The sequence below is a fragment of the Shewanella sp. 10N.286.51.B7 genome (genome assembly GCF_002873615.1).
Classification (GTDB): Bacteria; Pseudomonadota; Gammaproteobacteria; order Enterobacterales; family Shewanellaceae; genus Shewanella; species Shewanella electrodiphila.
On sequence record NZ_MCUF01000032.1, the window covers coordinates 72,421 to 98,621 of the forward strand.

The window sequence follows — 26,201 nt, forward strand, 5'->3', positions numbered from 1 at the left end:
TTGCGAGGAATTAAGCGTGTCAAACCAATTAAATACAATGGATATTGAAGAAATTCTTCAGTATCTTCCTCATAGATATCCATTTTTGTTAGTTGACCGTGTATTAGATTATACCGTGGGTGAATCTTTGCATGCGATTAAAAACGTGACGTTTAATGAACCATTTTTCCAAGGTCACTTCCCAGTTAAGCCTGTTATGCCAGGTGTATTGATTATTGAAGCTATGGCACAAGCAACAGGCTTATTAGCATTCAAAACCATGAGTCCTGAGCCTTCACCAAATGTTTTATATCTATTAGCTGGTGTCGATAAGGCGCGTTTTAAACGTGTTGTGTCTCCTGGTGACCAAGTTCATTTTCATGTCAAAATGATTAAAGAGCGCCGAGGGATTGGTGTATTCGAAGGACAGGCATTCGTAGATGGTGAACTAGCTTGTTCTGCCGAAATCATGTGTGCACGTAGAGAGATCAACAAGTGATTGATAAGTTAGCATTCGTACACCCTGACGCAAAAATTGGCAATAATGTCACCATTGGCCCATGGAGTTATATTGGCGCAGATGTTGAAATTGGCGACGACACTTGGGTCAGTTCTCATGTTGTTATCAAAGGCCCTAGTGTCATTGGTAAAGGTAACCGCTTTTTCCAATTCTCTTCTATCGGTGAAGAGTGTCAGGATAAAAAATATGCCGGTGAGCCAACGACCTTAGTCATGGGTGATAATAATATTATCCGTGAAAACGTAACTATTCACCGCGGCACAATTCAAGATAACAGTGAAACCCGTATTGGTTCAAACAACCTATTGATGGCTTATGTGCATATTGCTCATGACTGTGTTTTAGGTGACAACATCATCATGGCAAATAATGCATCTATCGCAGGTCATGTCCATGTTGGTGATTGGGCTATTTTGGGTGGTATGACTGGCGTTCATCAGTTCGTGCATATTGGTGCGCATGCTTTTACTGCTGGCTCATCAACTATTTTCCAGGATGTACCTCCGTTTGTAATGGCTGCAGGTAGTCCGGCGATTCCTCGAGGCTTAAATGCTGAAGGTCTTAAACGTCGCGGTTTTACCAAAGAAACCCAACATGCAATCCGTCGTACTTATAAGTCGCTGTACCGTAAAAACTTAACCATCGAAGAAGCACTCGCTGAAATCACAGAAGATGCTGAAACTGATGAATACGTTAAAGGTATGGTTGATTTTATTAATGGCTCATCTCGTGGGATCATTCGATAGAATACACAATGACAAATAATACCCCTCGTATATTTGCAATGGTCGCCGGAGAAATCTCCGGCGATATTTTAGGTGCAGGATTAATTAAATCTTTGCAAAAACAATATCCAGATGCCCGATTTATCGGCATTGGCGGCCCGCAGATGGAAGCATTAGGCTTTGAAAGCTTTTTTTCTTATGAAGAGCTTGCTGTGATGGGGATTGTTGAAGTCCTAGGGCGATTACCAAGATTACTCAAGGTTAGGGCAACGCTAATTGAAGAAATATGCCAAGCGAAACCTGACTGTTTTATTGGTATCGATGCACCTGATTTTAATATCGGTCTTGAGTTAAAGCTTAAGAATAAAGGTATTAAAACTGTTCATTATGTCAGTCCATCTGTTTGGGCTTGGCGTCCAAAACGAATCTTTAAAATAGCGAAAGCCACTAACATGGTATTGTCGCTACTGCCTTTTGAAAAAGCATTTTACGATAAGTACCAAGTGCCTTGCACTTTTGTTGGTCATACATTGGCTGATGATATTCCAATGGAAAGTGACAAACTTGCTGCACGCAAATTACTCGGATTAGATCCTCACGCTGAGTACCTAGCGGTATTGCCAGGTTCTCGTGGTAGTGAGCTTAAACAGCTTGCAGAGCCTTTTATCAAGGCGATTGTCATCGTTAAACAGAAATATCCAGATATAAAGTTTGTCACGCCATTAGTTAATCAAGCTCGCAGAGAACAATTTGTTGCCGCGCTTAAAGAGTTTGCTCCTGACTTAGAAATCGAATTGATTGAAGGGCAGTCTCGTGAAGTAATGGCAGCATCAGATGCAATATTATTAGCATCAGGTACTGCAGCTTTAGAAGCTATGCTAGTTAAACGTCCGACAGTCATGTCTTATCGCGTGAATGGGCTGACATATAGTATCGCTAAAAGACTGATGAGCCTTGAACATTATTCGCTACCCAATTTATTAGCCGATCGCGCTTTAATTCCGGAAGTTGTCCAAGACGAATGTAATGAACATAATATTGCCGCAGCAGTAATTGAACAATTGAATATCGATTTTGCACCTTTGAAAGCAGAGTTTGAAAAGATGCACCTAACACTTCGTTGTAATGCGAGTGACCGTGCTGCCGACGCAGTAATTAAAGTGATAAACGAGCACTAACGAACCATTATCCAAAATAATAACCCATCACAAGAGAAAGTGTCATGAGTAGAATTCCTGCGGTGATAAAAGGCATTACACCTGAACAAGTTGAATACATTAGCCGTGGTGTAGTTGCTGGTGTGGATGAAGTCGGTCGTGGCCCACTAGTAGGGGACGTTGTTACCGCTGCAGTCATATTAGATCCTAACAATCCGATTACTGGATTAAATGACTCGAAAAAACTGTCTGAGAAACGCCGCGACATTTTATTTACCGAAATCATGGATAAAGCCTTAGCGATTAGCATAGGGCGAGCAACACCGGCTGAAATTGATGAGATAAATATTCTCCATGCAACCATGTTAGCAATGCAACGTGCAGTTGCGGGTTTATCAATTACTCCAGAGCGGGTATTAGTTGATGGTAATCGTTCTCCAGACTTTGGCATTCAAAGTCACGCAATCATCAAAGGTGATGGACTCGTTGCAGCTATCAGTGCAGCATCAATTATTGCTAAAGTAACTCGAGACAAAGAAATGACTGAGCTTGATGCGCGTTATCCTCAATATGGATTTGCCAATCATAAAGGTTACCCAACAAAAGCTCACTTTGAAGCACTTGAGGCCCACGGGGTTTTAGATGAGCATCGTAAGAGCTTTAAACCAGTGATGGCGCTTTTAAATAAAAGTTAGTTCTCAATCAAATATCTACGTTTAATATAAGTCGGATGAGCTGTTACTCTAATTAATACAGATGGATAGAGTAAATGTTTTTCAGCTCATTTAAAAATCAATCTCGACATCGCAATATTGATAATTCACTATTATAAACTGGCTTAGTTTGCTAATCTGGTCAGCGGTTTTTTCCTTTTAATTAAGCATTCCAAAGATATTATAATCTATGTCCGATCCTCGTTTCGTCCACCTTCGTGTTCACAGTGATTTTTCCATGTCTGATGGCGTGGCAAAAGTTAAACCTATTCTCGCTAAAGCTTCAGAGCTTGGAATGGGGGCTTTAGCCATAACCGACCAAAATAATTTTTGTGGTTTAGTTAAATTCTACGGTGGTTGTCATGGCGCGGGCATCAAACCGATTGTCGGTGCCGATTTTTGGATGAAAGTGCCAGGTTTTGATGACGACTTTTGCGCACTAACCATCATTGCCTTAGATAATGATGGTTATCAGAGTTTGACTCAGTTGATCAGTGAAGCCTACTTACGTGGTCAGATTAATGGTCGCGTTGTAATTGACCAAGAGTGGTTGGTGAAATTTAATAAAGGTATTTTATTAATTTCAGGGGCGAAAGAGGGCGATGTCGGTAAGGCGCTATTAAAAGATAATACAACTCAAGTGACTGAGTTAGTCGAGTTTTATAAAACCCATTTCGAAAATCGATATTTTCTAGAGCTCATTCGAACAGGGCGTCCCGACGAAGAACGCTATTTACATATGGCGGTTAAACTCGCCTCAGAAAATGATTTGCCAGTCGTCGCAACCAATCAAGTTGTGTTTTTGAAGGCCGATGATTTTGAGTCCCATGAAATTAGGGTCGCCATTCATGACGGCTTCACCTTAGCCGATCCTCGCCGCCCTAAAAAATACAGTGAACAACAATATTTGCGCACAGAAGAAGAAATGTGCGAACTATTTGCTGATATCCCGTCGGCAATTGCCAATACTGTGGAAATAGCTAAACGTTGTAACGTGACGATTCGTCTAAATGAGTATTTCTTACCTAACTTTCCAACAGGTGACTTATCTATTGAGGATTTCCTCGTTGATATTTCAGAGAAGGGATTAGAGGAACGACTCGAGTTTTTGTTTCCAGATGAACAAGAGCGAATAGAAAAACGTCCAGAGTACGATGAACGCCTTGATATTGAATTGAAAGTAATTAACCAGATGGGATTCCCTGGTTACTTCTTGATCGTAATGGAGTTCATTCAATGGGGTAAAGATAATGATATCCCCGTTGGACCTGGCCGTGGTTCTGGTGCGGGTTCACTGGTGGCTTATGCGCTTAAAATTACCGACCTAGATCCACTAGAATATGATTTACTGTTCGAGCGTTTCTTAAACCCTGAACGTGTCTCAATGCCAGATTTTGACGTCGATTTCTGTATGGACCGTCGTGATGAAGTCATTGATCACGTAGCCGAACTATATGGTCGTGACGCTGTATCGCAGATTATTACCTTCGGCACCATGGCTGCAAAAGCGGTTGTACGAGATGTTGGTCGTGCGCTCGGTCATCCATATGGTTTTGTTGAGCGCCTCACGAAAATGATCCCAGCTGAACCAGGGATGACACTGACAAAAGCGTTTGAGGTAGAGCCATCGCTTCCTGAAGCTTATAGCGCAGATGAAGATGTACGCGAACTCATTGATATGTGTCGCCGCTTAGAGGGCGTGACACGTAATGCGGGTAAACATGCCGGTGGTGTTGTTATCTCGCCAACCGTCATCACAGACTTTTCACCACTATATTGCGATGCTGAAGGTTTAAACCCAGTAACCCAGTTCGATAAGAATGATGTTGAAACTGCAGGCTTAGTAAAATTCGATTTCTTGGGATTAAGAACCCTAACGATTATTGACTGGGCACTGCAAATGATTAATCCACGCCTAGAAAAAGTGGGTGAAGATCCGGTAAGAATTGAATCTATTAGCTTAACCGATCCTAAATCATTCAGATTATTGCAACGTTACGAAACTACCGCGGTATTCCAATTAGAATCACGCGGAATGAAAGATTTGATTAAGCGTCTTCAGCCCGATTGTTTTGAAGACATGATTGCACTGGTTGCACTTTTCCGTCCAGGCCCACTGCAATCGGGTATGGTAGATAACTTTATTGAACGTAAGCATGGCCGTGAAGAGGTGTCATACCCTGATGCTGAATATCAGCATGAGTCATTAAAAGAGCTGTTAGAACCGACCTACGGCATTATTTTGTATCAAGAACAAGTAATGCAAATTGCACAGGTACTTGCTGGTTACACCCTTGGTGGAGCAGATATGCTTCGTCGTGCAATGGGTAAGAAAAAACCAGAAGAAATGGCTAAACAGCGTGGCACCTTCGAAGAAGGGGCGATCAACAACGGTGTAGACGGCCCCTTATCGATGAAAATTTTCGATTTGGTTGAAAAATTCGCAGGTTACGGTTTTAACAAATCTCACTCAGCAGCCTATGCTTTAGTGTCATATCAAACCCTATGGCTCAAAACCCATTACCCTGCTGAATTTATGGCTGCGGTAATGTCTGCAGATATGGATAACACAGATAAAATTGTTATCTTAGTCGATGAATGTGAACGAATGGGGCTACCGCTTATTCCACCTGATGTGAATAAAGGCCTGTTTAAGTTTACCGTCGATGATGACCTTAATATTGTTTATGGTATTGGTGCGATTAAAGGTGTGGGTGATGGTCCTGTAGAGTCCATTCTCAACGCGCGTAAAGATGGACCTTTTACCGATTTATTTGACTTCTGTGCACGTATTGATCTTAAAAAGCTTAATAAGCGTGTGATTGAAAAGCTTATTTGCGCCGGCGCATTAGATAACTTAGGCCCACATCGTGCCTCGATGATGGCCACCTTGCCAGAAGCGATTTTAGCCGCAGCACAACATGCTAAAGCTGAAGCCATTGGCCAAAACGATATGTTTGGCTTATTAAATTCAGAGCCTGAAGACAACAAACAAAACTTTGTGCAATGTGCAACTTGGCCTGACAAGATATGGTTAGAAGGTGAGCGAGATACGTTAGGATTATATCTAACTGGTCATCCAATCAACCAGTATTTAAAAGAGTTAAAGCAATACACTTCAGGTCGTTTAAAAGATGTTCACCCAACTGATCGCGGCAAAACCATGAAAGCGGCAGGGTTAGTGATTGCTACCCGAGTGATGATTACTAAACGTGGCTCAAAAATGGGCTTAGTCACCTTAGATGATAAAAGTGCGCGTTTAGAGGTTATGCTATTTACTGAAGCATTTGAAAAATTTAACCACCTTTTAGAAAAAGATAAGATTCTGATTTGTGAGGGTGAAGTTAGCTTTGATGATTTTGCTGGCGGTAATCGTATGACCGCCCGAAATATCATCGAAATAGGCGAGGCTCGCAGTCACTTTGCTAATGCGGTAGAAATTAATATTACCGCTGATGATATCAATCAAGCTTGGCTAGAGCAGTTCGAGCAGGCATTATCACCATGGAAAAATGGCAGTGTACCGGTGATTATTCATTATCAGCAGCAAGAAGCGGCGGGGCAGTTAACCCTAGGTGATGAATGGCGGGTGAATCCAACTGATGAACTGATGTTAGCCATTGAAAGCTTAGTTGGCTCTAAAAATGTGAAAATTGTTTTTTAACTGATTAATATGTTCAATGATGATTATTGCTTAATGAACCATGTCTTTGAGCCTGCTACTTATGGAATTAACTAAGATGACAGTGAATGATATTTGTCAGGCTCTTGAGCGTTATACCTTACCTTTAATGCAAACACAGGCTATAGCAACTGAGCCTGTGACTGCCCAAGCCTTGAACAATCAATCAGCGAAGTTAGTATTAGCTTACAGTGGCGGTGTTGATTCGGAATGCTTAGCGTATGGGTTAAGTTTGTTTGCGCAGAAAAACCCTCATATTCCTTGTCTATTAGTTCATGTACATCATGGCTTAAGTGCTAATGCAGATACTTGGGTTAATCACTGTATTTCTCAAGCTACCAAGTATCAATTACCTATTCAAATTGAACGGGTTAATTTAACTAAAGCGCCGCGTAAAAGTTTAGAGGCAATAGCGAGAGAAGCACGTTACAACGTGTTTAAAAAGTATCTTAATCCTTCCGATATATTACTTACAGCTCATCATCAAGACGACCAACTTGAAACACTGTTATTAGCGTTAAAACGTGGGCAAGGGCCAAAAGGCTTAGCAGCTATGGGGGTCATGCAGCCTTTTAATCAACACAGCTGGATTGTTAGGCCATTGCTGGATGTCTCAAAAGGGCAAATTGAATCATTTGCTGCATCTGTGGAGCTTAAACACATTGAAGATGAAAGTAATCAAGACGAGCAATTTGATCGAAACTTCTTACGCCAAGATATTATTCCACGTTTGAAACAACGTTGGCCAAGCATTGCAGTCACCGCTTCAAGAAGTGCTAACTTGTGTGCTCAACAGCAACAAGTTATCGAGCAAGAAGTGAATAATCGCTTACCGGCATTTATTGATGATTCAGGCGCTGGTCACTATTCCGCTTTTAAATTACTAGAGTTGCGAGAGCAATCGACTCAATGGCAAAGCTTATTACTTCGGGGCTACATTCAATCTCAAGGGTTTAATTTGCCATCCCAGTCTCAGCTGGAGCAAGTACTAGAACAAGTGCTATATGCCGCTGATGATGCCAAAGTCGATGTGCATTGTGGCGACTATTCAATAAAGCGTTTTGCAGGTAAAGCTTATATTGTTCCTGCAATTAAGCTGGCTGAATTGGCGAAAGATCAGAAGCTGATTACAGATAAACTGGTCAATTTTGTTACTAAGCCTCAGTCAGAGCTTATTTCGGGTGATCTTTTTGAGTTACAGAGCTCTGAGTTACCGAGCTCTGAGCTAATAAGCACTGAAGCTGGCATTAATCGTTTGAAGGTGAATGTTGTAACAGATGGAGTGCGGTTAAGGCTGCCTAATGCAGAACAAGTGAGTGTGGTATTTGGGGCTAAAGGCAGTACACGTTGTCAGCCTCACTTTAGAGATAAAGGACGTGAGCTTAAAAAAATATGGCAAGAACTTGCCGTGCCGCCTTGGATCAGAAGTCAAATTCCACTGGTTTTCTATAATGATAACCTTGTTGCAGCAGTGGGACTTTGGGTCGATAAGCGTTATTTAGCCAAGCAGCAAACATTGGGATTTGTTTTTACGTCTTAATACCTCAACGATAAAACCAATGCACTTAGTTTAATAAAGCCTCTTAACTACTGGATATACTAATTCGCATATCCAGTTAAAGGTTTTTGTTGCTCATTTTAAAGCAATTTCTTCCAGCAGCTTTCGCACTATATAGTGCTTTATCAGCGGCTTCATATAACTTATCTTGCACATTTGAAACGGTCGAATCCGTCACACCAATGCTGCACTGAACATTAAAAGCGTGCATTAATGGGTGTTCAGCCATTGCTGCAATAATGCGTTGACACAAAGGTGTCATTTCGAGTTCATTTCCTTGGGCTATAATAATAAATTCATCACCTCCAATGCGGAACGCTTGGTCGGTATTGCGAATGGCTTCATTGATTAATTCCGCAAATTCAGACAATACCGTGTCACCTAACTTGTGACCGTGTTTATCATTTAGACTTTTAAAATTGTCTAAGTCTAAAACTAACAAAGCAATATCACCTTGGTTACGATTAGCTCTCGCCAATGCATTTTTAATGGTTTGGCGATAATAGTAACGATTGCCTAAACCGGTCAACGCATCAAACATGGCTTTATTAGACATTTGATCAAATTTAATCGCATTAAAAAATGGCTGAGAAAACAAAGATTCAAGTTCGTTTAATTGCAGTGTTTGGCTCGGTGTTAACGGCGCTGTTAGATAATATTTAATGCTGTATGGCTCACCAAACCCACTGATAACACGTTGTTGGTTTAAACCATGACAGCGTCCCCAGTTAAGTTTGAGCTGTTGATTAAGTTGCAACCCTTGGATCGGCAATAGTTGGCCGAGCGTTTTGCCGTAGCTGGCAAACACTGTTCTAGGGTCTAAACTCGAATGCATTTGCTGCAGGATATTCATCAAATTACGTTCTGAGTTAGCGCTGTTATATTTTGTATAAGACGCTGATTTACCCCAGTTTTGTTCTGGATATGGCTGTGAAGCAATTGCGTAATCCATTGTTAGTACCTCATTCAATGATTGCTTCCTGCAAAAAGTGGTGAATCGTTTGTTATTAACTTGTATAACTAATGCAAAAAGTGCGCCTACTATTTTTTATACCTTATTTTCATATAGTTATTGTTAATGAATTACTTTGTTAATAGACTGTTTCTTTAATCGTTGGTTTTTTGACTCGGAGAACACGTATTTATGGAGCACAGCATTTTTATCCATATTCTCTCAATGTTGGTGATTGCTATTGTGGCAATTTCAATACTTCGACGATTTGGGTTGCCGCCTATTCTTGCTTATTTACTGACAGGTGTTGTGAGCGGCCCTAGTGGTTTTCATTGGTTTACTCAACAACAAATGCACTCTGTGGCTGAGCTTGGAGTGGTATTACTGATGTTCAGTTTAGGGCTTGAGTTTTCGGTACCTAAACTTTGGTCAATGCGGCGCACAGTATTCGGTTTAGGTAGTGCGCAAGTGACTTTTACTGCACTCATTGCAGGGTTAGTGGCTTTGCTATTTGGGCAAAACATGATTTCAGCTGTGGTGATTGGTTCTGCAGTGGCACTCTCTTCAACTGCAATTGTCCTTAAGCTAGTCAATGAGCAAGGCTGGATGCGAAGACGGCATGGCGAGCTATCGGTCAGTGTGCTGTTGTTTCAAGACATTGCCGTCGTGCCTTTATTGATTGTATTACCGCTATTATCAACAAACGGCGAGCCGATAGGCTTTCTTGAAATTGCATGGGGAATGCTGACAGGGATCTTAGCGTTTATTGGTTTAATGTCTTTTGGTAAGTGGATCCTACCGCGCATATTTGATGAAGTTGCACGCTCTCGCTCAAACGAGTTGTTTGTTCTTTCAACCTTGGTTGTTGTATTAGTGACGGGCGCGTTTACTCAGTGGCTTGGGTTATCAATGGCGCTTGGGGCATTTATTGCTGGCATGCTATTAGGTGAAAGCCAATATCGCCGTCAACTCGAAGCCGATATAAGACCGTTTCGTGACTTGTTAATGGGTCTGTTCTTTATTTCCATTGGTATGCTGCTTGATTTCTCAATTGTCGCTGAATTTTGGTGGCAAATATTATTGATCCTAATCGCGGTGTTATTAACTAAAACCATAGTGGTGTTTGGGATCCTTAAACTGGGTGGTGAGCAATTTAAAGTAGCGTTAAGTACGGCTATCAGCCTTGCACAAGTAGGCGAATTTAGTTTTGTCGTGCTGGCGCTAGCGGTTAATTATGAACTGCTTGAAACTCAGATGAGCACGATATTTGTCATGGTTGCGGTGCTTTCAATGTCGATAGCACCATGGCTTGTTAGAAATAGTCTTATCATTGCGCAAAAGGTTGAAGGTAAGACATCAAAAAAATCGACAATAGAAGATGAGTTTCAATTACCACCACCAGAAGACGGCGATTTGGTATTGATCTTAGGTTATGGCCGTGTGGGCCAAACCATTGCCCGCTTTTTAAAAACAGAGGCTGTGCCTTTTGTGGTGTTAGATTTAGATCCTAAACGTGTGTCAGAAGCCAAACTTGCTGGTGAGCCCGTATTCTTCGGTGATGCTTGTAAAATGGGGCTGCTAAAACAAATTGGTATTCGCCGCGCCAGTATGGTGGTGATTACCTTTGGCGAATCAAGGCAAGTTGAAGATTGTTTAGCATTGTCGAGAAAGCTTGCCCCAGAGACTAAAATTCTTGTCCGCACCACAGATGATGCGGAGCTTGATAGCTTAAAGGAAATGGGCGCAACACAAGTTATCCCCGAAAAACTAGAAGGCAGTTTGATGCTTGTGTCACAGGTACTTTATAAATGTGGTGTACCTTTGCCGCGAATTATTAAGCGTCTTGAATCAGAACGACGCAATCATTATCAATATCTGCACGGCTTTTTTACTGGGGCAGAAACCGACTTCACCCTTGAGTTATTGCATGCGGTGTCTTTAGATACAGGTTCTAACGCGGTAGGTAAGACGTTGACGGCTATTCCATGGTCAGAGTTAGGGGCTGAAATACGCGCTGTAAGGCGAAAAGGAGAAGAAATCAGTCCTCCGCCTGAGGATTGGGTATTTCAACGTAAAGACATCATTATGTTAGTGGGAAAACCCCGTGCAATAGAAACTGCTGAAGAGTATTTATTGCAAGGGTGATGGTTTTTTTTGAAGATGGCCGAATACAGTAGAATTTTGCCATCTTCTTCCATACAATGGATGGTTACGTTCGTTGTTGTGTAGCCAATTTTTCTTGCTACAGCTTTTATGGAATAGTGCATGTCGGCCAAATTATTTAATCTTCCAATTAAAATTAGCTTAGACCTTATTGCTAAGTTATTTTCTTCTGCTCAACTTCAAAAAGCACAGAACTATCTAATTGAAGGGCGTGTACTTGAAGTACATGCAAGCCAAGAGAATCATAATATTGAATCTTACGTGGTGGGCTCTGCGATTGAGCCTTATCGACAAGATATAACCTTGGTTAACGTGAACCATAAAATTGTGATGAAATCTCACTGCTCTTGTCCTGTTGCAAGCAACTGTAAGCATGTTGCAGCAGCACTCTTGGCCCTAATTGACAAAAAGCCCGTTGAAGAGCAACGCTTAAGTCAGTGGTTAATGCAGTTAGAAAAACAAGATCTTATTAATCCAGTCGAAGAAGAGGATGAAGAGAAAGATCGTATCATCTTCTCTTTATCTAGCGATCATCATGGCATTTTTGTTGACTTCAAGCGCAGCAAATTGAATAAGAAAGGCCAATACAACAAAGGCAGTAAAGTCGCCTTAAACGATGTTAAGTATCATCTTCCTTGGTGGATTAACCCTGAAGATAGCCAGATAATCAGCTTGTTATTATCTTCTTCAAAAAGTGCCTCAAAGATTTATCTAGAAGGTGAAATTTGTGCATTAGCATTGAACAAAATGCTGGAATTAGGCACATGTTTTTGGGAAGAGAGCCGCACACCATTAGCAATAACACATCCCGTAGCTCCCGGTTTTGTTTGGCAAGAAACTGATGCACGTCATACGCAAATTAGTATGAGCATGCCTGAATTAGACAACTGGGAATTTATTGCCACTTGTCCGCCGATGTTCGTTGATTTGGACTATTTAAAAATTGGTGCAGTTGCAACGGATTTAACTGTTGAAAAGCTCAAGCTATTACAACAAATGCCGCCAGTGCCGCTGGATAAGGTCGACTCGATCAGCGACAAAATGCTACGTCATTTCTCGCCTAAAAGTGTGCCTGTTCCCAGTGAGATAGAGTTTCATGAGATTGAAGATCCATTAAAGGTAAAATTAACCTTTACCATGGTGCAGCTCAATGACAGCGCGGTGCTTCAACCAGTATTACAACTTGAGTTTGCTTATGGTGATATTGCGATTGCAGGTAAAGTGAGTCGTGAGAAAATCAGCTTAATTAAACAAGGTAAGGTGCAATATCAAATTCATCGAGAACTAGAAGGTGAAGCACAAGCAATAGCATGTTTACAAAGCCTGCAGTTACAAGCCATTGATAATAGTTTATTAACTTATACCAATCATTCAGCCTGTTTTTATAGTCTAGGTTTGATGCCTGAAATGGTGAACGAATGGGCGCAATTAACCACGTTTGGGATCATGACCTTAGAAGACTTAGGTTATGAGGTGGAGTTTGCTCCTGAGTTTGATCTCAACATTATTGATGCAGACATCGAAGTCGATTTAGATGACGATGAAGACAGTGGTTGGTTCTCATTATCACTGAATGCGGATATCGAAGGCCAAAGCGTGCCTTTATTGAGTTTAGTTGCTCGTTGGCTACAGCAAAATGGCGAGCCTGATGATGAGCAAGAGCTTATCCTACCAGGGCCAAATGGCCGATTTGTGAAGATAAAAGCCAAAACCATTAAACCTTTGATTTCGGTAATCCAAGAACTGTTTCAACGAGGCGGCGGTGATTTACTGGAAGTACCACGTAACCGAGCTGACTTACTCAATGAGTTATCTGAAAGTGATATCCGTTTATTAAACGGTGAGCGCGTCAGGCACCTTGCAACTAAATTGTCAGAGTTTAAAGGTATTCAAGCTGTTGAGTTACCAACAGGCTTAAATGCCACGTTACGTGATTATCAAAAACAAGGCTATGATTGGCTTTGCTTCTTGAAAGAGTACCAATTAGGCGGGATCCTTGCCGATGATATGGGCTTAGGTAAAACGCTTCAAACACTAGCATTTTTGTTAAAAGCAAAACAGATGAAAGCATCTGCAGCGAGTATCAGCTTAAATACTCCAGCAAGAACGACCTCAGGGAAAACCAGACCCAGCCTGATTGTTTGTCCTACCAGCCTTGTCGGTAATTGGTATAAAGAAGCACAGAAATTTACCCCAGATTTAAAAGTGCTGGTGGTACATGGCAACAAACGCCAAGCACTGTTAGATAAAATTGAAGATTTTGATGTCATTGTGACCACATATCCATTAATTTTGCGCGATGAAATGGTTTACAGTGAATACAGCTTTGAGCACATCATTTTAGATGAAGCGCAGCAAATCAAAAATGCCCAAGCAAAAGTGACTCAAGCGCTGAAAACCTTTAAAGGCCAATTCAGATTATGCCTTTCGGGTACGCCGCTTGAAAACCATTTAGGTGAATTAAAGTCGTTAATGGACTTTTGTTTACCCGGGCTTTTAGGTCAGCACGCCTACTTTAACAAAGAGTTTAGAGGACCGATTGAAAAGCAAGCTGACACTGAAAAATCGGCGATTTTGCTTAACCGTATTGCGCCTTTCTTATTACGCCGTACTAAGATTGAAGTGATGTCGGAACTGCCTGAAAAAACCATTATCGTGCAAACGCTTGAGCTTGAAAAAGACCAACGTAATTTATATGAAAGTATCCGTTTAGTGATGGAGAAAAAGCTGCGTGAACTGTTTGCTAAACAAGGTGTTTCAAGTAGTCATATTGAATTTTTAGATGCATTACTTAAGCTACGCCAAGCATGTTGTGATCCACGCTTAGTGAAGCTTGAACAAGCTCAACATGTTGAGAATAATGCCAAACTAACTTGGCTAACTGAAAACGTGCCTGAAATGGTGGAAGAGGGGCGTAAGATACTCATATTCAGTCAGTTTACTGGGATGCTTGCGCTTATCGAGCAAGAATTTATCAATATGGGGATTAGTTACAGTAAGCTCACTGGGCAAACCCGTAATCGTCAGGTTGAAATTGATGCATTCCAAGAAGGTGAAGTACCCGTATTTTTGATCAGTTTAAAAGCTGGCGGAACAGGGCTTAACTTAACCGCTGCAGATACTGTGATCCACTTTGATCCTTGGTGGAACCCAGCAGCTGAAAAGCAAGCAACTGATAGAGCGCACCGCATAGGGCAGCTAAATCCGGTGTTTGTTTATAAGTTGATTGCCCAAGGAACAGTTGAAGAGAAAATTCAAGAAATGCAGCAGCATAAACAAAGCTTAGCTGACAGTATTTTAGCGGGTAGTGCCAAGAGTCAATGGCAAGGAAATGCGGACGATTTATTGTCATTATTGCGTTAGTTAACAGCGGCGTATTTCACTGCGGTTGTTTATTCAGGATGGCGATTATTGATAGTTTCTGGCATTTTTGCTGGTCGAAACGGGGTAGGGGCAAGTCGTTTATGTCCCAAAGATTTTTTAGCAGCTTTCGTTAGCTAATGATTTATATATTTGGATAGAATCTAAACTTAAATCTAAATCTAAATCTAAATCTAAATCTAAATCTAAATCTAAATCTAAACCTAAATCAAAGTCGTGGCGCTTCGCCCACACCCGACGAAAGGGAAACAACAGCATTTCCCTTTTCGATATCCCTTGCCGCTCCGACGAAGTGTTTTTCCTCATGCTATAGAGCGAATTTGCTACCGCCTCAGACTCGCCATCCATGGCTCAACTGAGGCTATGTCGGCGTCCTGCCTCCATCACGAAAATTAGCTCAACGCATTCGGACACTTCCAACGGAGGCCATTGAGCCCGCAGGTTCATTTGTCATTGCTAGATTAAAAAATCCTTTAAAGGCTTGAATGTTTCACTTGAATTGATGCAATCGAGAAAATTACGTGAGTCTGGCCATGGATGGCCAGCTAGCTTTCGAGGGGAAGAGACGCCCCATTGGAAGCGTTAGTGATTTTTGAAGTTTGCTAAAGCAGGCTAAAATAAAGTATAAAGCTGAATATATCTCCATTGGAATAATCGTTTTTCAGATTATTTCGTGAGAGCGGCAAGGGTGATGTAAGAGGGGGATTGCTGCTGTTTCCCCTCTTGCTCTGGTGTGGGCGAAGCGCCACGACCTTGATATGTGCAATCAGAGTAAGCCTTTTTTTACTTCCATGTGATCGCGACATTCCGTTCATCCTGAACATCCCTGCGGCAGGCAATGGATTAGATAGAAGTAATGGTCTGCTGTAACTGAGCCAATATAAATGAAGTATAGAATTGGTAACCTTAAAACGTTTTTGTCCCAAAGTTTGTTAGCCTTTTAATTATAGCTGTATGTATACACAGTTATAATTAAAATGCAGCAATTGACAGCATTTGCTTCTCGTTATGTAAAAGCCAAAAGTTCTCGGATTTACCAACCGAAAAAATTTATATTGTTGAAAAATATACATTTTATTCTTGAAAAATTTACATAACGACCCAAGGTAATTCTCGGTTATCTCTATTCTCGGTTTTATCCACTATTTAGTCGATTGATTTAAATTTTGATGGCTGTTAAGTTATTAAAATTATTAGTAAATTAAGCTGAAAAGTGATTGAGTGTTGGTAAGTAGCCTAGGGGTGTTTATCGGAATTCTCGCTAACAAGCTGTTATGTGTTTAGGGAGGTTGGGTGAATATGCATCGGGATTGCAGCAATAGGCTAACATATGATTTTGATCAGATAGCCTCAAATGATTACCATAAAATCACTCAATCTGTTGTTAAAGAATTCAACTTAATTTCCCATTCAGAGTTGACTCAGGGTCTTGACGAAACATTCCAAGATTTTATCTTAAACCAATCAATTGTTGGCTTAGAGTGGGATATTTGGTCAGGTTATATTGTTAATGCTAAAAATACTGATGCTGAGGCACTAGTAGATAAAATCGCTAATTACATCAGTGCTATAAACACATAACAAGCAAATTAATCAGGACAAATAACAGTTGGTTTTTGCTCCTTCGTCGCTTATTTTAACCAACTGATATTTGCCTATTATTTGGGCGTTACAAGCTCATTTCTGTCCAAATGTTTGTAGTAGCACTATTGGGGATAACTGGCTTAGTTCACATGAACACTGCCCAGTAGAGTTTCTGTCACTTTCACCAAAACCTAAAAATTAGTTATTTCTGTAAAAGCAAGACAGTCTCTCCGCTGCCCTTGTCTATGTTGGTTGTCTAACTTTTGAGCTAATTAATAGTTAGATGTATTTTATCATTGCCGTAACGCTGTGAGGTTATGCGCTGACGAGTTTATCCAATTGTTTGAAGCAATCATTGTGTTGATATTGCCAATAGAGCTGAGCTAACTCAGCTCTATTTTTTTTGTTTGTTAATGAACTAATATTGGTGTTTTGGCTTAAATTACTCAAGTAAAGGTTCAGCTGCGCAAACTCTGTGAACACTTCTCCTGCCATGGGTAAATCATCTGCGTACGGGTAACATTGTCGGCTATCTGATTGATAGGCTTGTTGATCAAACTGGAAAAAGACAATATCCGCTTTGGTTTGCAACATATCAATATATAAAGAAGAGTAGTCAGTGATTAACAAATCAACATCATTGATGATTTCGTAGGTGTCTTGCCAGTCTGAAATATTGATAATATTGGGAAAATGTTGAATATCGTTAGCCAGATGAGCTTCATTCGGGTGTAGCCTGAATAGCAGTAATTGATTGTTGTCGATTAAAGAGGCTGACAATGCAGTAAAGTCGATAGCGTTAACGTAAGGATTGGCGCTTACTGCTTTGTTTGATGAGTCTGTTGTTAATGCTGAACTATCTCGCCATGAGGGCGCGTAGAGTATCACTTGTTTGACGTTATTGATGAGTTTCAATTCGTCGATTAATGATTGCTGATCGGGTAACGGTGTATTTTGCTGACTCTTTTGAATTTGATTCTTACCTTGATTGTTACTTTGATTGTAAGCTTGATAGTAATCAGTGCGAGGGTTGCCTGTTAATATCATTTGTTGCTCGCTAATTTTAAAGGCACCAGCAAATAAGCGTGCAACCAAATCACTCGGTGCAATCATATGATCAGGCCGAACTTTTTGTTGATGGTACTGCGCTGCTGAAATGAATTTATCGTGTAGTGTTTGTGGATGATAAACCTTGAAAAGTGGGCCATTATTGATATCAAATTCAATTCTTTTTAATGGTGAGCCATGCCAAAGGTTTATCTTTATTGCTCCCCTGGCGAAATATTGATTAATATCGCCAATGTAACTGTTGTACACATAATATTTAGCCGTTAAAGCATGATAAATGCCTTTAAAGCTCCATCTTGTATACGCTTCATATCCTTGCTCAACTAGTTGGTTTACCAGTACTTTATCGCCACTAATCCAAATAGCCCTTATGGTTAATGCTTGCTGCCAATGTAAGAATAAATACTTACTGTTATCTGCAAATTTATTCTTATAGCATCCCATCACAGCTTTGCGGGAGCGAGGACAAAAACCGCCAATAAAGTACAAAGATTGCGTCACGATATATCTAATACAATTAATAATGAATTGGCTCATATAATCTCTCCGTGACTATAAAAATCCTTTAAATACAAAGATAGCATTTATTTTTGCTGAGCCAAGATGAATATTTGATAATCACAATTATATTTCTAGTCTCAATGATTCTTAGCTCATAGTGGTGCTTAAATTGTTTTTAATTTCAGTGGTTGAGATGTCTTCTGTTCTGGTTAGGTAGAGCACTTCACACTGACTAGCTAGGTGATCAAATTGTCCTTTCCAGTCATCGCCAATAGCAAATATATCCACATTATAGTGCTCAATATCCTGAGCTTTTTGTTGCCAATTATTTTCAGGTATTACTCGAGATACATATTTACAGGCATTAATAATTTCACTGCGTTGCTCGTAACTAAAAAAAGCTGCTTTGCCTTTAAGTGCATTAAACTCATCAGTTGATACGCCCACAATCAATTGGTCGCACATCTTACTTAAGCGCTCAAGTAGTCTAACGTGACCAAAGTGAAATAAATCAAATGTGCCGTAGGTGATAATGGTTTTCATAATATTATTCCTTTATCGAGACTAAAAATGTGAGTCGATTTAAATCAATAAGTAGATGTTAGCTTTTCATTTCAATTGCGGGATTGGACTTATCAAATTGCTTTTTCCACATGTTCACTAGATACAATGGCTTTTTAGATTGCTCAAACTCCATCTCAACCATTTTTACTTCTTCAATCGGGGTTGATTCATCAAAGTTAAGTTGTACTGGGCCGTATACGCCATAGGCCGTTGAATCTTCAGCTTTACTTTGGTATTTAGTTGAAGCGCCAAACAGGTTCAAGTCGCCTTTAATCACTAGCCAAATCTGCGGTAATAAAGCAAAACCAGGACTATCAATATTGAATTTATGCGCCTTTACGGCTTGTTGTTCGTTATTAATTACGGTCTCAGATATGATAGGTTTTTTGGGTTTTAGAATTAATGAACCTAAGAAAAGGCTGATTAACAAAGGCGATAATAAAAGGTATAGGAACATTAATACTGCACGCTGAAAAATGCCGTTGTAGTTAGTGGCTTCTTGAGTCGACTTTGCTATTAAGCTTTGATCTTCAACTTTGCTCCAACTGTTGGTTTGCGGATCAATAATGAGATCTTGTGAGATAATTTTGTTTTCAACACTTAATTGAGGCCCGACATAGGTGTTAGGTAAGATAATGCTATTTTGGATTTGGCTATCTTCAATAAAACAATATTCACCTACCACAATGCCCTGAGAAAGTTGTGCCTTACTGGATACTTTGGTGTATTCACCAATAGCGCCAAATACATCGGTTTCTGATAAATCAGGTAGCTGACACTGAGCTTCAACCACTAAACAACTCTGTGGCTGATTGGTATTAATTGTGCGGCCTTTAACACAAAAATCCTGACTATTTATCACATAATTTGAAGCGGCTACATACGCTGCTAGGCTATCAATATAAAAGCACTCCCCATGAAGTACCTGTGCCACACTGTTTGTATGATCAACTTCGGTCGTTTCTAATGGCCAATTTAATAATTGGTTATGCTTCCAGCCAGCAGGTAGCATCATCATTGCAGGGTTACGCTGCGCCATTTTTGCATGTACAAACTTTGATGGCATTAAGCGTGAGAATTCAATGAAACGCGCTAAACAAGGACTACGTAACATATCACCACGTACAACTAATGCTTGTGCGGTTTTATCAATACTCATACGAGATAGCACACTGTTAACGTGTTCTTCTGGCTTACTTAAAAAGTAATCAATGTTTAAGCCCCATTGTTCACCATTACCTATTTGCGATTCAATTTTTATAGCATCGTGGCTGATAACCATTTTTACATTAGTCACTCCTGCAGAAGCTAAATCCTCTAGGGTATATTCCACTAAGGCTTTATTAGCGACAGGCAACAAAGCTGGGCAATAGTGTTGATCTAAAGGGGTTAATTCATTTCCGTTTCTGTTTGCAAATACGATAGCCTGCATAACATCTCCTAGTAGGCGCCACGCGCCAAAAGTACTGCTGGAATGGTTTTCAATAACAAGCTGATATCTTCTCTTAGAGATTGCTTGTAGATGTAATCAATATCTAGTTCTACTTGCTTATCAAAAGGAATATCTGAACGTCCGCTTACTTGCCAAATGCAGGTAATACCAGGTTTAACTCCCAATCTGCGACGGTCACTTAGTTGATATTGGCTTACTTCATTAGGTAGTGCAGGTCTTGGGCCAACTAATGACATATCGCCAATTAGCACGTTCCAAAGCTGTGGCAACTCATCAATAGACGCTTTGCGGATGATCTTACCTATGGTGGTAATACGTGGGTCTTTTTTCATTTTAAATAAGACGCCACCTTGCATTTCATTGTTTTGTTTGATTTTTTCTAGTCTTTCTTCAGCATCAATATACATTGAGCGAAACTTCCACATGGTAAAAGGTTGGTTATTGCGGCCACTTCGTACCTGTGAAAAAAAGATCGCGCCTTTCGACTCAATACGGATACTTAACGCAGTGAACATGAATAACGGTGCTAATACGATTAGCAAAATGCTAGCGGCCACAATATCAAATGTGCGTTTTGCAAATTGACCACATTTGATGCCAAAGAAATACCAACGACGTTTATTCTGTGTGTTGGTTTGGCCTAAGCTCGATAGCATCGGCTGTGGCTGTTTGCTTGTAGCCGAGTGGTTTGAATTAGCGCTGCTTGTATTCGCGCTGCTTGTATTCGCAAAGTGCACAGGCATATTACTTGAACGTTTTTGCTTTAATACACGAGCAAGAAATAATGGATTACCGATAACATATCGCTTCCACATTCGTGTTGGCTCTTGGCCTAAACGCCAAATCCACTCCATACCCACTTGTCTTAGGGCAACGGGTGCTCTTGATACGTTATTAGCAAAGAAATCAAACAATCCACCGACACCAATAGCTACGCCAGTATTCAGCTCAGCTTTATGATCACTAATCCATTGGTCCTGTTTTGGTGCGCCCATACCAACTAGCAAAATCTGAGCTCCGGATTGGTTTATTTGCTCAATCACTTGTTGTTCATTTTCTTTATTTAGATAACCGTGATGACAACCAACCACTTCAAGGTTAGGGAACTGTTTGCGAAGGTTGGCAGCCGCTTCATCAGTTGTGCCGTTTTGACCGCCTAAGAAGAATATTTTTATACCTTGCTTAGCCGCTTGCTCACACAACAGCGGTAACATATCAGTGCCATTAACGTTATCTTTAAGGCCAATATGATGTAACTGACAGGCGATACGTATTCCGCTACCATCTGCAAAAACTTGGTCACACTGATTTACGGTATTGCGGTAATCTTTATTAGTTGCTGCAAGGTTAAGGCAATCCGCATTTACAAAGGCAAATTGTTTTGTGGTTGTTGATTGAGCAGAACGAATAAGTAAATCCACACTTTCGCTCATGGTGTTGTTATCGATATTCACCCCTAATAAATTAAATTGAGCGGGGTAATTAAGCTGAGTAGAGACAACGACCAGTTTGCTGAATAAACACTTAAGAATATTAATGATGTAATGAATTAAACCCGATGATGCTTGTGAACCTGAATCGATATGTTGGATCCCCATTCGACGTTGCATTTGCTCAACCGATAACATTCCTGGACGGCTGTTGTCTTGGGTTGATTCAAACACAGCGTACTCAAACGCACTGCCTAGTAAACCAATATCGCCTTTTAAAACACTGTAAAACAAAGGTAATGATTTAAATCGACCTTGAGAAAAACGATAGATAGGCACTTCTTTGTTATCAGAGTGAATGTAAAGGGTTTCAAATACTGGCTGTTTTGAACAAGCTAGCATTAAAGTTTTGAACACTAAAATTGGACTGACGATAATCATCATGTATAGCGCGATGACCCAATCAAATATTAAAATAGCGATAGGTGGGTTATCTTGGTTTTTATCTAAGTGTGTTGTTTTCATCGGCAGCCTCACAATAATGCTTTTAATCAGATACCTTGATATAGCAGGAAGTGTTCCAATGTTTTTAAATTGCTGATTTTATAGGGTTATATGTTATTTTGTTGAAGGTTTTTAAAGTGAGTTTTTCAGGTTAAACACTGACTTTGCAGAATGCGAACCACACTGCAAAGTCATTTTTAGGATAGTGAATACAGGTTTTTATTAATAAGTTATTTATCATGAAGTAGATTAAAACTTATTATCTTGCATGAACTCATTGGTGACACCGTCACGGGATATACGCATTTTTTGTATGATGCTAATGCATTTTTGTCCCACTCCCTCGATTACGATATAACCCCAGGCTGGCATTATCCATTGTGCATATGCAGCAACTAAAGTTGTCACTGTACGACCTGTTTCAGCCTGTAAAATACTCGGTGATGTTGCAATTGCTTTATTCACTAATTCAACCGCTGCTTTACCATCACCTAAACGAATCGCTTGTCTTGCAAGGTAGCGTAATTGGTATGCTCTAGCGGCTTTTTCATGACGAGCGAGTAATGTCGGGGCAAAGTCTCGCGCTTTTTCAATCATCTTTTCCCATGATGCGTACTGCTTCAGTAAATTAGCTGATAAGCCGCCATGGTTTAAGCGGTAATAGGTTAAAGGCTCTGGTAAACCTTCGATTTTCCACGATGTCGTAGCAGCAATACGTAACCAACATTCAATATCTTCTGATTGACGGAAGGTTTCATCGAAATAACAGCTATAACGTTCAGCTGTACTCATTGACTGATAACGGATGTCATTAAGCGTTGTACGGCGAATGACTGGCGCACTGCCATTACCCACAGGGTTACGACAAAGTAAGTGTGCTGCATCGATATCATTCAGTTTAGGCATTTGATAAAAATCGATAAATTTACCGTCGTAATCGATAAAGCTTGAGCGAGAAAAGCTCACACCGATTTGGCTGTCATTATCTAAATGCTGTACATGACGAGCCAACTTTTCAGAGTGCCATAAGTCGTCAGAGTCGATGAAAGCGATGAACTCACCTAACGCATGACGGATACCAGTATTTCGCGCAGCTGCTAATCCTTTGTTCTTTGCATGACGAATTATATGCACACGAGGATCGCCTATAAACTGCTTACAAATTTGAATGCTGCGGTCATCACCACGATCATCAATAATCAATAATTCAAAGTTATCAAATGTCTGGCTTAGTACAGACTCGATTGCTGCTTTAACAAATTTTTCAACGTTATAAACAGGCATTACTACTGAGATTCTTGGAGTCATAGTGTTTTCCTTAACTGTGTTTAACAGTTGATTGACTAAATGAGATGCGGCTGCTGTACCAGCAAAGCCAAGGCATGATGATTAAATAAGTCACCATCACGCTCAGTGCGACTGTGGTTAAGTCAAACTGGCTTGCAATACTGATGACCAGTGTTAGCAAAGCGGTGATAGCGATATTCAAATTGAAATTTAAGCGACTATGGCCGTTGGCAAGTAGTAGCTGACTTGCAGCCTCAGCCATTGGGCGAACTAAGCCGCTCAAACATAAGAAAATAAAAACGGCTAGTGCATCAGTTGATAACCATTGCTCACCGTATACAAAGGGGACATACAGTGGGGCTAAACTGGTTTGCAAGATGATGATTGGGGCTGCAATTGCTGTGATAGCAATAACGCTGTTACGGTATTTTTGCTGTGCAGATTGCACACTTAAATCATCGTTATCACTACAAAGGTGTGAGTAAAAAGCGGTGCCGAAACTTTGCACTAAACCTAAACTGACGCCTAAGCTCACGTTATAAGCAAAGAAGTAAACGCCTAGTGCTTCAACTCCCATAAAATACCCAATGACCAGATAATCGATGCTCTGTCTTAAGGTATTGATTAAGTCACTTAAACTTACTGGTACGCTGAAGTTTAATAATGCTTTTACACGCGCTATTGATGTTGCTTGGGTAAACACAGGTAACGGCGTTGCAGTTTTATGGATGTAAATCCACACAAATACCATGACCACTTTAGGGATGATAATGGCCCATATACCAAAACCACTTAACGCTAATACTGCAGTTAACACACCATCACCAATGGTTTGCCAAAGGTTAGCGCTAGCGACTTTACGCATATTGTTGTTACGTAAATTTACCGTGGCGTACAGCATGCCAAATGGAAGCAATAAGTAGCTGCTAGCGACAAATAAAATAGGCAGTATTAACTGGCTGTCTTGATAGTAATAAGCTAACGGCAAACTGATTAAGCTCATTAATACAAAGGCTGTGATGCAAGAAGCAAAGTTAATTGAATTGGCACTGGCTAAGTTATCGCTAAAGTCAGCATCATTCATACGAATTAACGCAGCTGAGGTAATACGTCTTGTTGGAGTACAGATTAGTTCGAACAAAGTTAGCACTATGGCAACTTGACCGAATATCTCAGGAGTAAGTAAACGTGCGGTAATAACACTTGCGCCTAATCTCACCACTCGACCACTGAACTGTGCGCTCGCTAACCACAAAAGGTTTTTACCTAATGAACGAATGCCATGACTTAGCATCTCATTAAGTGCTAACTTTTGTTTCAGCGATTGCTTCTGTTCAACTTGAAGCTTGGTGATGTTTTGCATAACCGCTACCCTTATTAATGAATTGCAATTTGCTGATTGAAACTTAATACAAACTGCGTCGATACTTGGGTATTACAGTTATCGTGCCAGTTTTTAAGTTATTGTTTTACAGTGGTTTTATGTTGCTTGTGGATGCTGGTTAATTTCTGTTTTAGCAATTTGAGAGAGCACGGTTGCAGATTGCAACATGCAAACATGATGGTTTGAGTGCGAAAAAGGTGTCGTTATAAGCTGGTATAAGATGGGGCGCTTTTAGCCCAATAGCGCGGATTAATGTTGAAACAATATGAGCTTGATAAGCTAAATTGAGTGCAAGTTAGATGGACATTGAGGTGATATGAAAACTTTAGTTATTGGTGTGATAGTGAGCGCAGCACTGTTATCTGCTTGCAGTGAACCTTCAGTAGTAAAAGAGGGTATTAGCAAACAAGTTGAGCAAAGTGATACTGCAATAAAACAAGAACACCACTGTAATGAGCAATTTTTCAATCAAATTGAGCAAGAATTACTAACAGGTGATGGGCAAGGGCACGGACCTGATATTGGATCTGAAGAATGGAAATCTGTGATTGAGTTTAAGCTTGGCGTTAGAGGTCAAATTGAAGTCCCTGAAAGAGACACGATTGAATGGTGCGATTACATCCATTCTCAGATGGCATTGTGGTAGAAACCTGCTCGATTATCAAATGAAATGAGAAAGTATTTCAAACATTAACCTGTTTAATCGACACCGATAACAGGTTAGTTTTAGTTTGTTTAACTCAAAAGAGTACTAAGCTCGAATGCACTTAGCTGATTGCACTTATTTAAGTGTCGTAAGCTAATTGCATATTACAGATTGTATGTGTTTGTTTAAATTACGCTAAGGGATTTAATCAACAATCTAATATTTATATCAATCCCACATGAATGTGATTTTAATGAGAAGACAGTGCTGTTAGATACCCCAATTTGTGACTTTGGCTGGAAAGCACCTGAGTTCACATTAAAAGATGCATTCGGTGAGTCTTTTACCATGAGTGAGCATTTAGGCGAAAAGGGCTTATTAGTCATGTTTATTTGTAATCACTGCCCTTATGTAAAGCGCATAGGGGCTATACTTGCTGAAGATACAAGGCACTTAATGGCGCAAGGCATAAACGTATTAGCTGTGATGTCTAACGATTACTTAGCTGTGCCTGCAGATTCTCCAGAAAACATGAAACAGTTCGCCAAAGAACATGGTTTTACATTTCCATATCTCGTTGATGAAAATCAACGTGTTGGCCAGCAATACAATGCAGTATGTACGCCTGACTTCTTTGGATTTAATAGTGCAGGTGAGTTGCAATATCGAGGTCGATTAGACGATGCAAAAATGGCTGACAGCAAGCATCGTATCCCTGAGTTATTAAATGCGATGCGAATGATTGCAGATACAGGTAAAGGCCCTGATAAGCAGTTCGCGAGCATGGGGTGTTCAATCAAATGGCGTTAATTATCAAGCCGGTATTTCTAAAGCTATGAGCGGTAAAGCCCAAATCCTTTAAACTCAAAGCCTTTAAACTCAAAGCGTTTAAACCCAAGCCTTAAAATAAATAACGAATTATGAAGCAACAAGATAGACACGGAGCAAAT

General features: G+C 40.3%; 19 protein-coding genes. 11 read left to right on the forward strand and 8 right to left on the reverse strand.

Annotated features, from left to right (window positions below; all coding sequences use genetic code 11):
• Nucleotides 1-16: 16 nt before the first annotated feature.
• From fabZ to tilS, 6 genes are all read left to right on the forward strand, one after another.
• The gene (fabZ, locus tag BCU84_RS09695; protein ID WP_102527892.1) at nt 17-478 is read left to right on the forward strand and encodes a 3-hydroxyacyl-ACP dehydratase FabZ; all 462 of its coding nucleotides are present in this window, start codon (nt 17-19) and stop codon (nt 476-478) included.
• Nucleotides 475-1,245 (forward strand): acyl-ACP--UDP-N-acetylglucosamine O-acyltransferase, encoded by a 771-nt coding sequence (gene lpxA, locus BCU84_RS09700; RefSeq protein WP_102527893.1) that lies wholly within the window; start codon nt 475-477, stop codon nt 1,243-1,245. The genes fabZ and lpxA overlap by 4 nt, the downstream gene beginning before the upstream one ends.
• Before the next feature lie 8 nt (nt 1,246-1,253).
• Complete coding sequence (lpxB, locus tag BCU84_RS09705) at nt 1,254-2,402, forward strand: lipid-A-disaccharide synthase (RefSeq protein ID WP_102527894.1); 1,149 nt, start codon at nt 1,254-1,256, stop codon at nt 2,400-2,402.
• 44 nt (nt 2,403-2,446) lie between these two features.
• Nucleotides 2,447-3,076: a ribonuclease HII gene (gene rnhB / locus BCU84_RS09710; RefSeq protein ID WP_102527895.1), complete on the forward strand. Its 630-nt coding sequence runs from the start codon at nt 2,447-2,449 to the stop codon at nt 3,074-3,076.
• A 208-nt stretch (nt 3,077-3,284) separates the two neighbouring features.
• Nucleotides 3,285-6,758 (forward strand): DNA polymerase III subunit alpha, encoded by a 3,474-nt coding sequence (gene dnaE / locus BCU84_RS09715; protein ID WP_102527896.1) that lies wholly within the window; start codon nt 3,285-3,287, stop codon nt 6,756-6,758.
• 76 nt (nt 6,759-6,834) lie between these two features.
• Complete coding sequence (tilS, locus tag BCU84_RS09720; RefSeq protein WP_102527897.1) at nt 6,835-8,316, forward strand: tRNA lysidine(34) synthetase TilS; 1,482 nt, start codon at nt 6,835-6,837, stop codon at nt 8,314-8,316.
• Nucleotides 8,317-8,392: 76 nt separating this feature from the next.
• Here tilS and BCU84_RS09725 read toward each other — a convergent pair whose 3' ends face one another.
• The gene (locus BCU84_RS09725; RefSeq protein ID WP_102527898.1) at nt 8,393-9,286 is read right to left on the reverse strand and encodes a GGDEF domain-containing protein; all 894 of its coding nucleotides are present in this window, start codon (nt 9,284-9,286) and stop codon (nt 8,393-8,395) included.
• A 192-nt stretch (nt 9,287-9,478) separates the two neighbouring features.
• On the opposite strand from BCU84_RS09725, the gene BCU84_RS09730 reads away from it, so the two are divergent.
• Both BCU84_RS09730 and BCU84_RS09735 read left to right on the forward strand, forming a co-directional pair.
• The gene (locus BCU84_RS09730; protein WP_102527899.1) at nt 9,479-11,431 is read left to right on the forward strand and encodes a monovalent cation:proton antiporter family protein; all 1,953 of its coding nucleotides are present in this window, start codon (nt 9,479-9,481) and stop codon (nt 11,429-11,431) included.
• 120 nt (nt 11,432-11,551) lie between these two features.
• Nucleotides 11,552-14,812, forward strand: coding sequence for a DEAD/DEAH box helicase (locus BCU84_RS09735; RefSeq protein ID WP_102527900.1), 3,261 nt, complete (start codon nt 11,552-11,554; stop codon nt 14,810-14,812).
• Nucleotides 14,813-14,929: 117 nt separating this feature from the next.
• On the opposite strand, the gene BCU84_RS20710 is transcribed toward BCU84_RS09735, so the two are convergent.
• Complete coding sequence (locus BCU84_RS20710) at nt 14,930-15,082, reverse strand: hypothetical protein (protein ID WP_157936212.1); 153 nt, start codon at nt 15,080-15,082, stop codon at nt 14,930-14,932.
• 1,041 nt (nt 15,083-16,123) lie between these two features.
• Here BCU84_RS20710 and BCU84_RS09740 point away from each other — a divergent pair.
• Nucleotides 16,124-16,411, forward strand: a complete 288-nt coding sequence (locus BCU84_RS09740) for a hypothetical protein (protein WP_133146633.1) — start codon at nt 16,124-16,126, stop codon at nt 16,409-16,411.
• Between the two features lie 318 nt (nt 16,412-16,729).
• On the opposite strand, the gene BCU84_RS09745 is transcribed toward BCU84_RS09740, so the two are convergent.
• The 6 genes from BCU84_RS09745 to BCU84_RS09770 form a co-directional block, all read right to left on the reverse strand.
• Nucleotides 16,730-18,019 carry a CDP-glycerol glycerophosphotransferase family protein gene (locus BCU84_RS09745; protein WP_102527902.1) on the reverse strand — a complete coding sequence of 430 codons (1,290 nt, stop codon included), beginning with the start codon at nt 18,017-18,019 and terminating at the stop codon, nt 16,730-16,732.
• Nucleotides 18,020-18,130: 111 nt separating this feature from the next.
• Entirely contained in the window at nt 18,131-18,526 is a 396-nt protein-coding gene (gene tagD / locus BCU84_RS09750; RefSeq protein WP_102527903.1) for a glycerol-3-phosphate cytidylyltransferase, read from the reverse strand.
• A gap of 58 nt (nt 18,527-18,584) precedes the next feature.
• The gene (locus BCU84_RS09755; RefSeq protein ID WP_102527904.1) at nt 18,585-19,979 is read right to left on the reverse strand and encodes an NDP-sugar synthase; all 1,395 of its coding nucleotides are present in this window, start codon (nt 19,977-19,979) and stop codon (nt 18,585-18,587) included.
• A gap of 8 nt (nt 19,980-19,987) precedes the next feature.
• Nucleotides 19,988-21,955 (reverse strand): WecB/TagA/CpsF family glycosyltransferase, encoded by a 1,968-nt coding sequence (locus BCU84_RS09760; RefSeq protein WP_102527905.1) that lies wholly within the window; start codon nt 21,953-21,955, stop codon nt 19,988-19,990.
• A gap of 228 nt (nt 21,956-22,183) precedes the next feature.
• Nucleotides 22,184-23,242: a glycosyltransferase gene (locus BCU84_RS09765; protein ID WP_102527906.1), complete on the reverse strand. Its 1,059-nt coding sequence runs from the start codon at nt 23,240-23,242 to the stop codon at nt 22,184-22,186.
• A 10-nt stretch (nt 23,243-23,252) separates the two neighbouring features.
• On the reverse strand, nt 23,253-24,584 hold the full coding sequence (locus BCU84_RS09770) for an oligosaccharide flippase family protein (protein WP_102527907.1): 1,332 nt from the start codon (nt 24,582-24,584) through the stop codon (nt 23,253-23,255).
• A 337-nt stretch (nt 24,585-24,921) separates the two neighbouring features.
• Here BCU84_RS09770 and BCU84_RS09775 point away from each other — a divergent pair, with 337 nt between their 5' ends.
• Both BCU84_RS09775 and BCU84_RS09780 read left to right on the forward strand, forming a co-directional pair.
• Nucleotides 24,922-25,251: a hypothetical protein gene (locus BCU84_RS09775; RefSeq protein WP_102527908.1), complete on the forward strand. Its 330-nt coding sequence runs from the start codon at nt 24,922-24,924 to the stop codon at nt 25,249-25,251.
• A gap of 264 nt (nt 25,252-25,515) precedes the next feature.
• Nucleotides 25,516-26,061 carry a thioredoxin family protein gene (locus tag BCU84_RS09780; protein WP_102527909.1) on the forward strand — a complete coding sequence of 182 codons (546 nt, stop codon included), beginning with the start codon at nt 25,516-25,518 and terminating at the stop codon, nt 26,059-26,061.
• Nucleotides 26,062-26,201 lie beyond the last annotated feature (140 nt).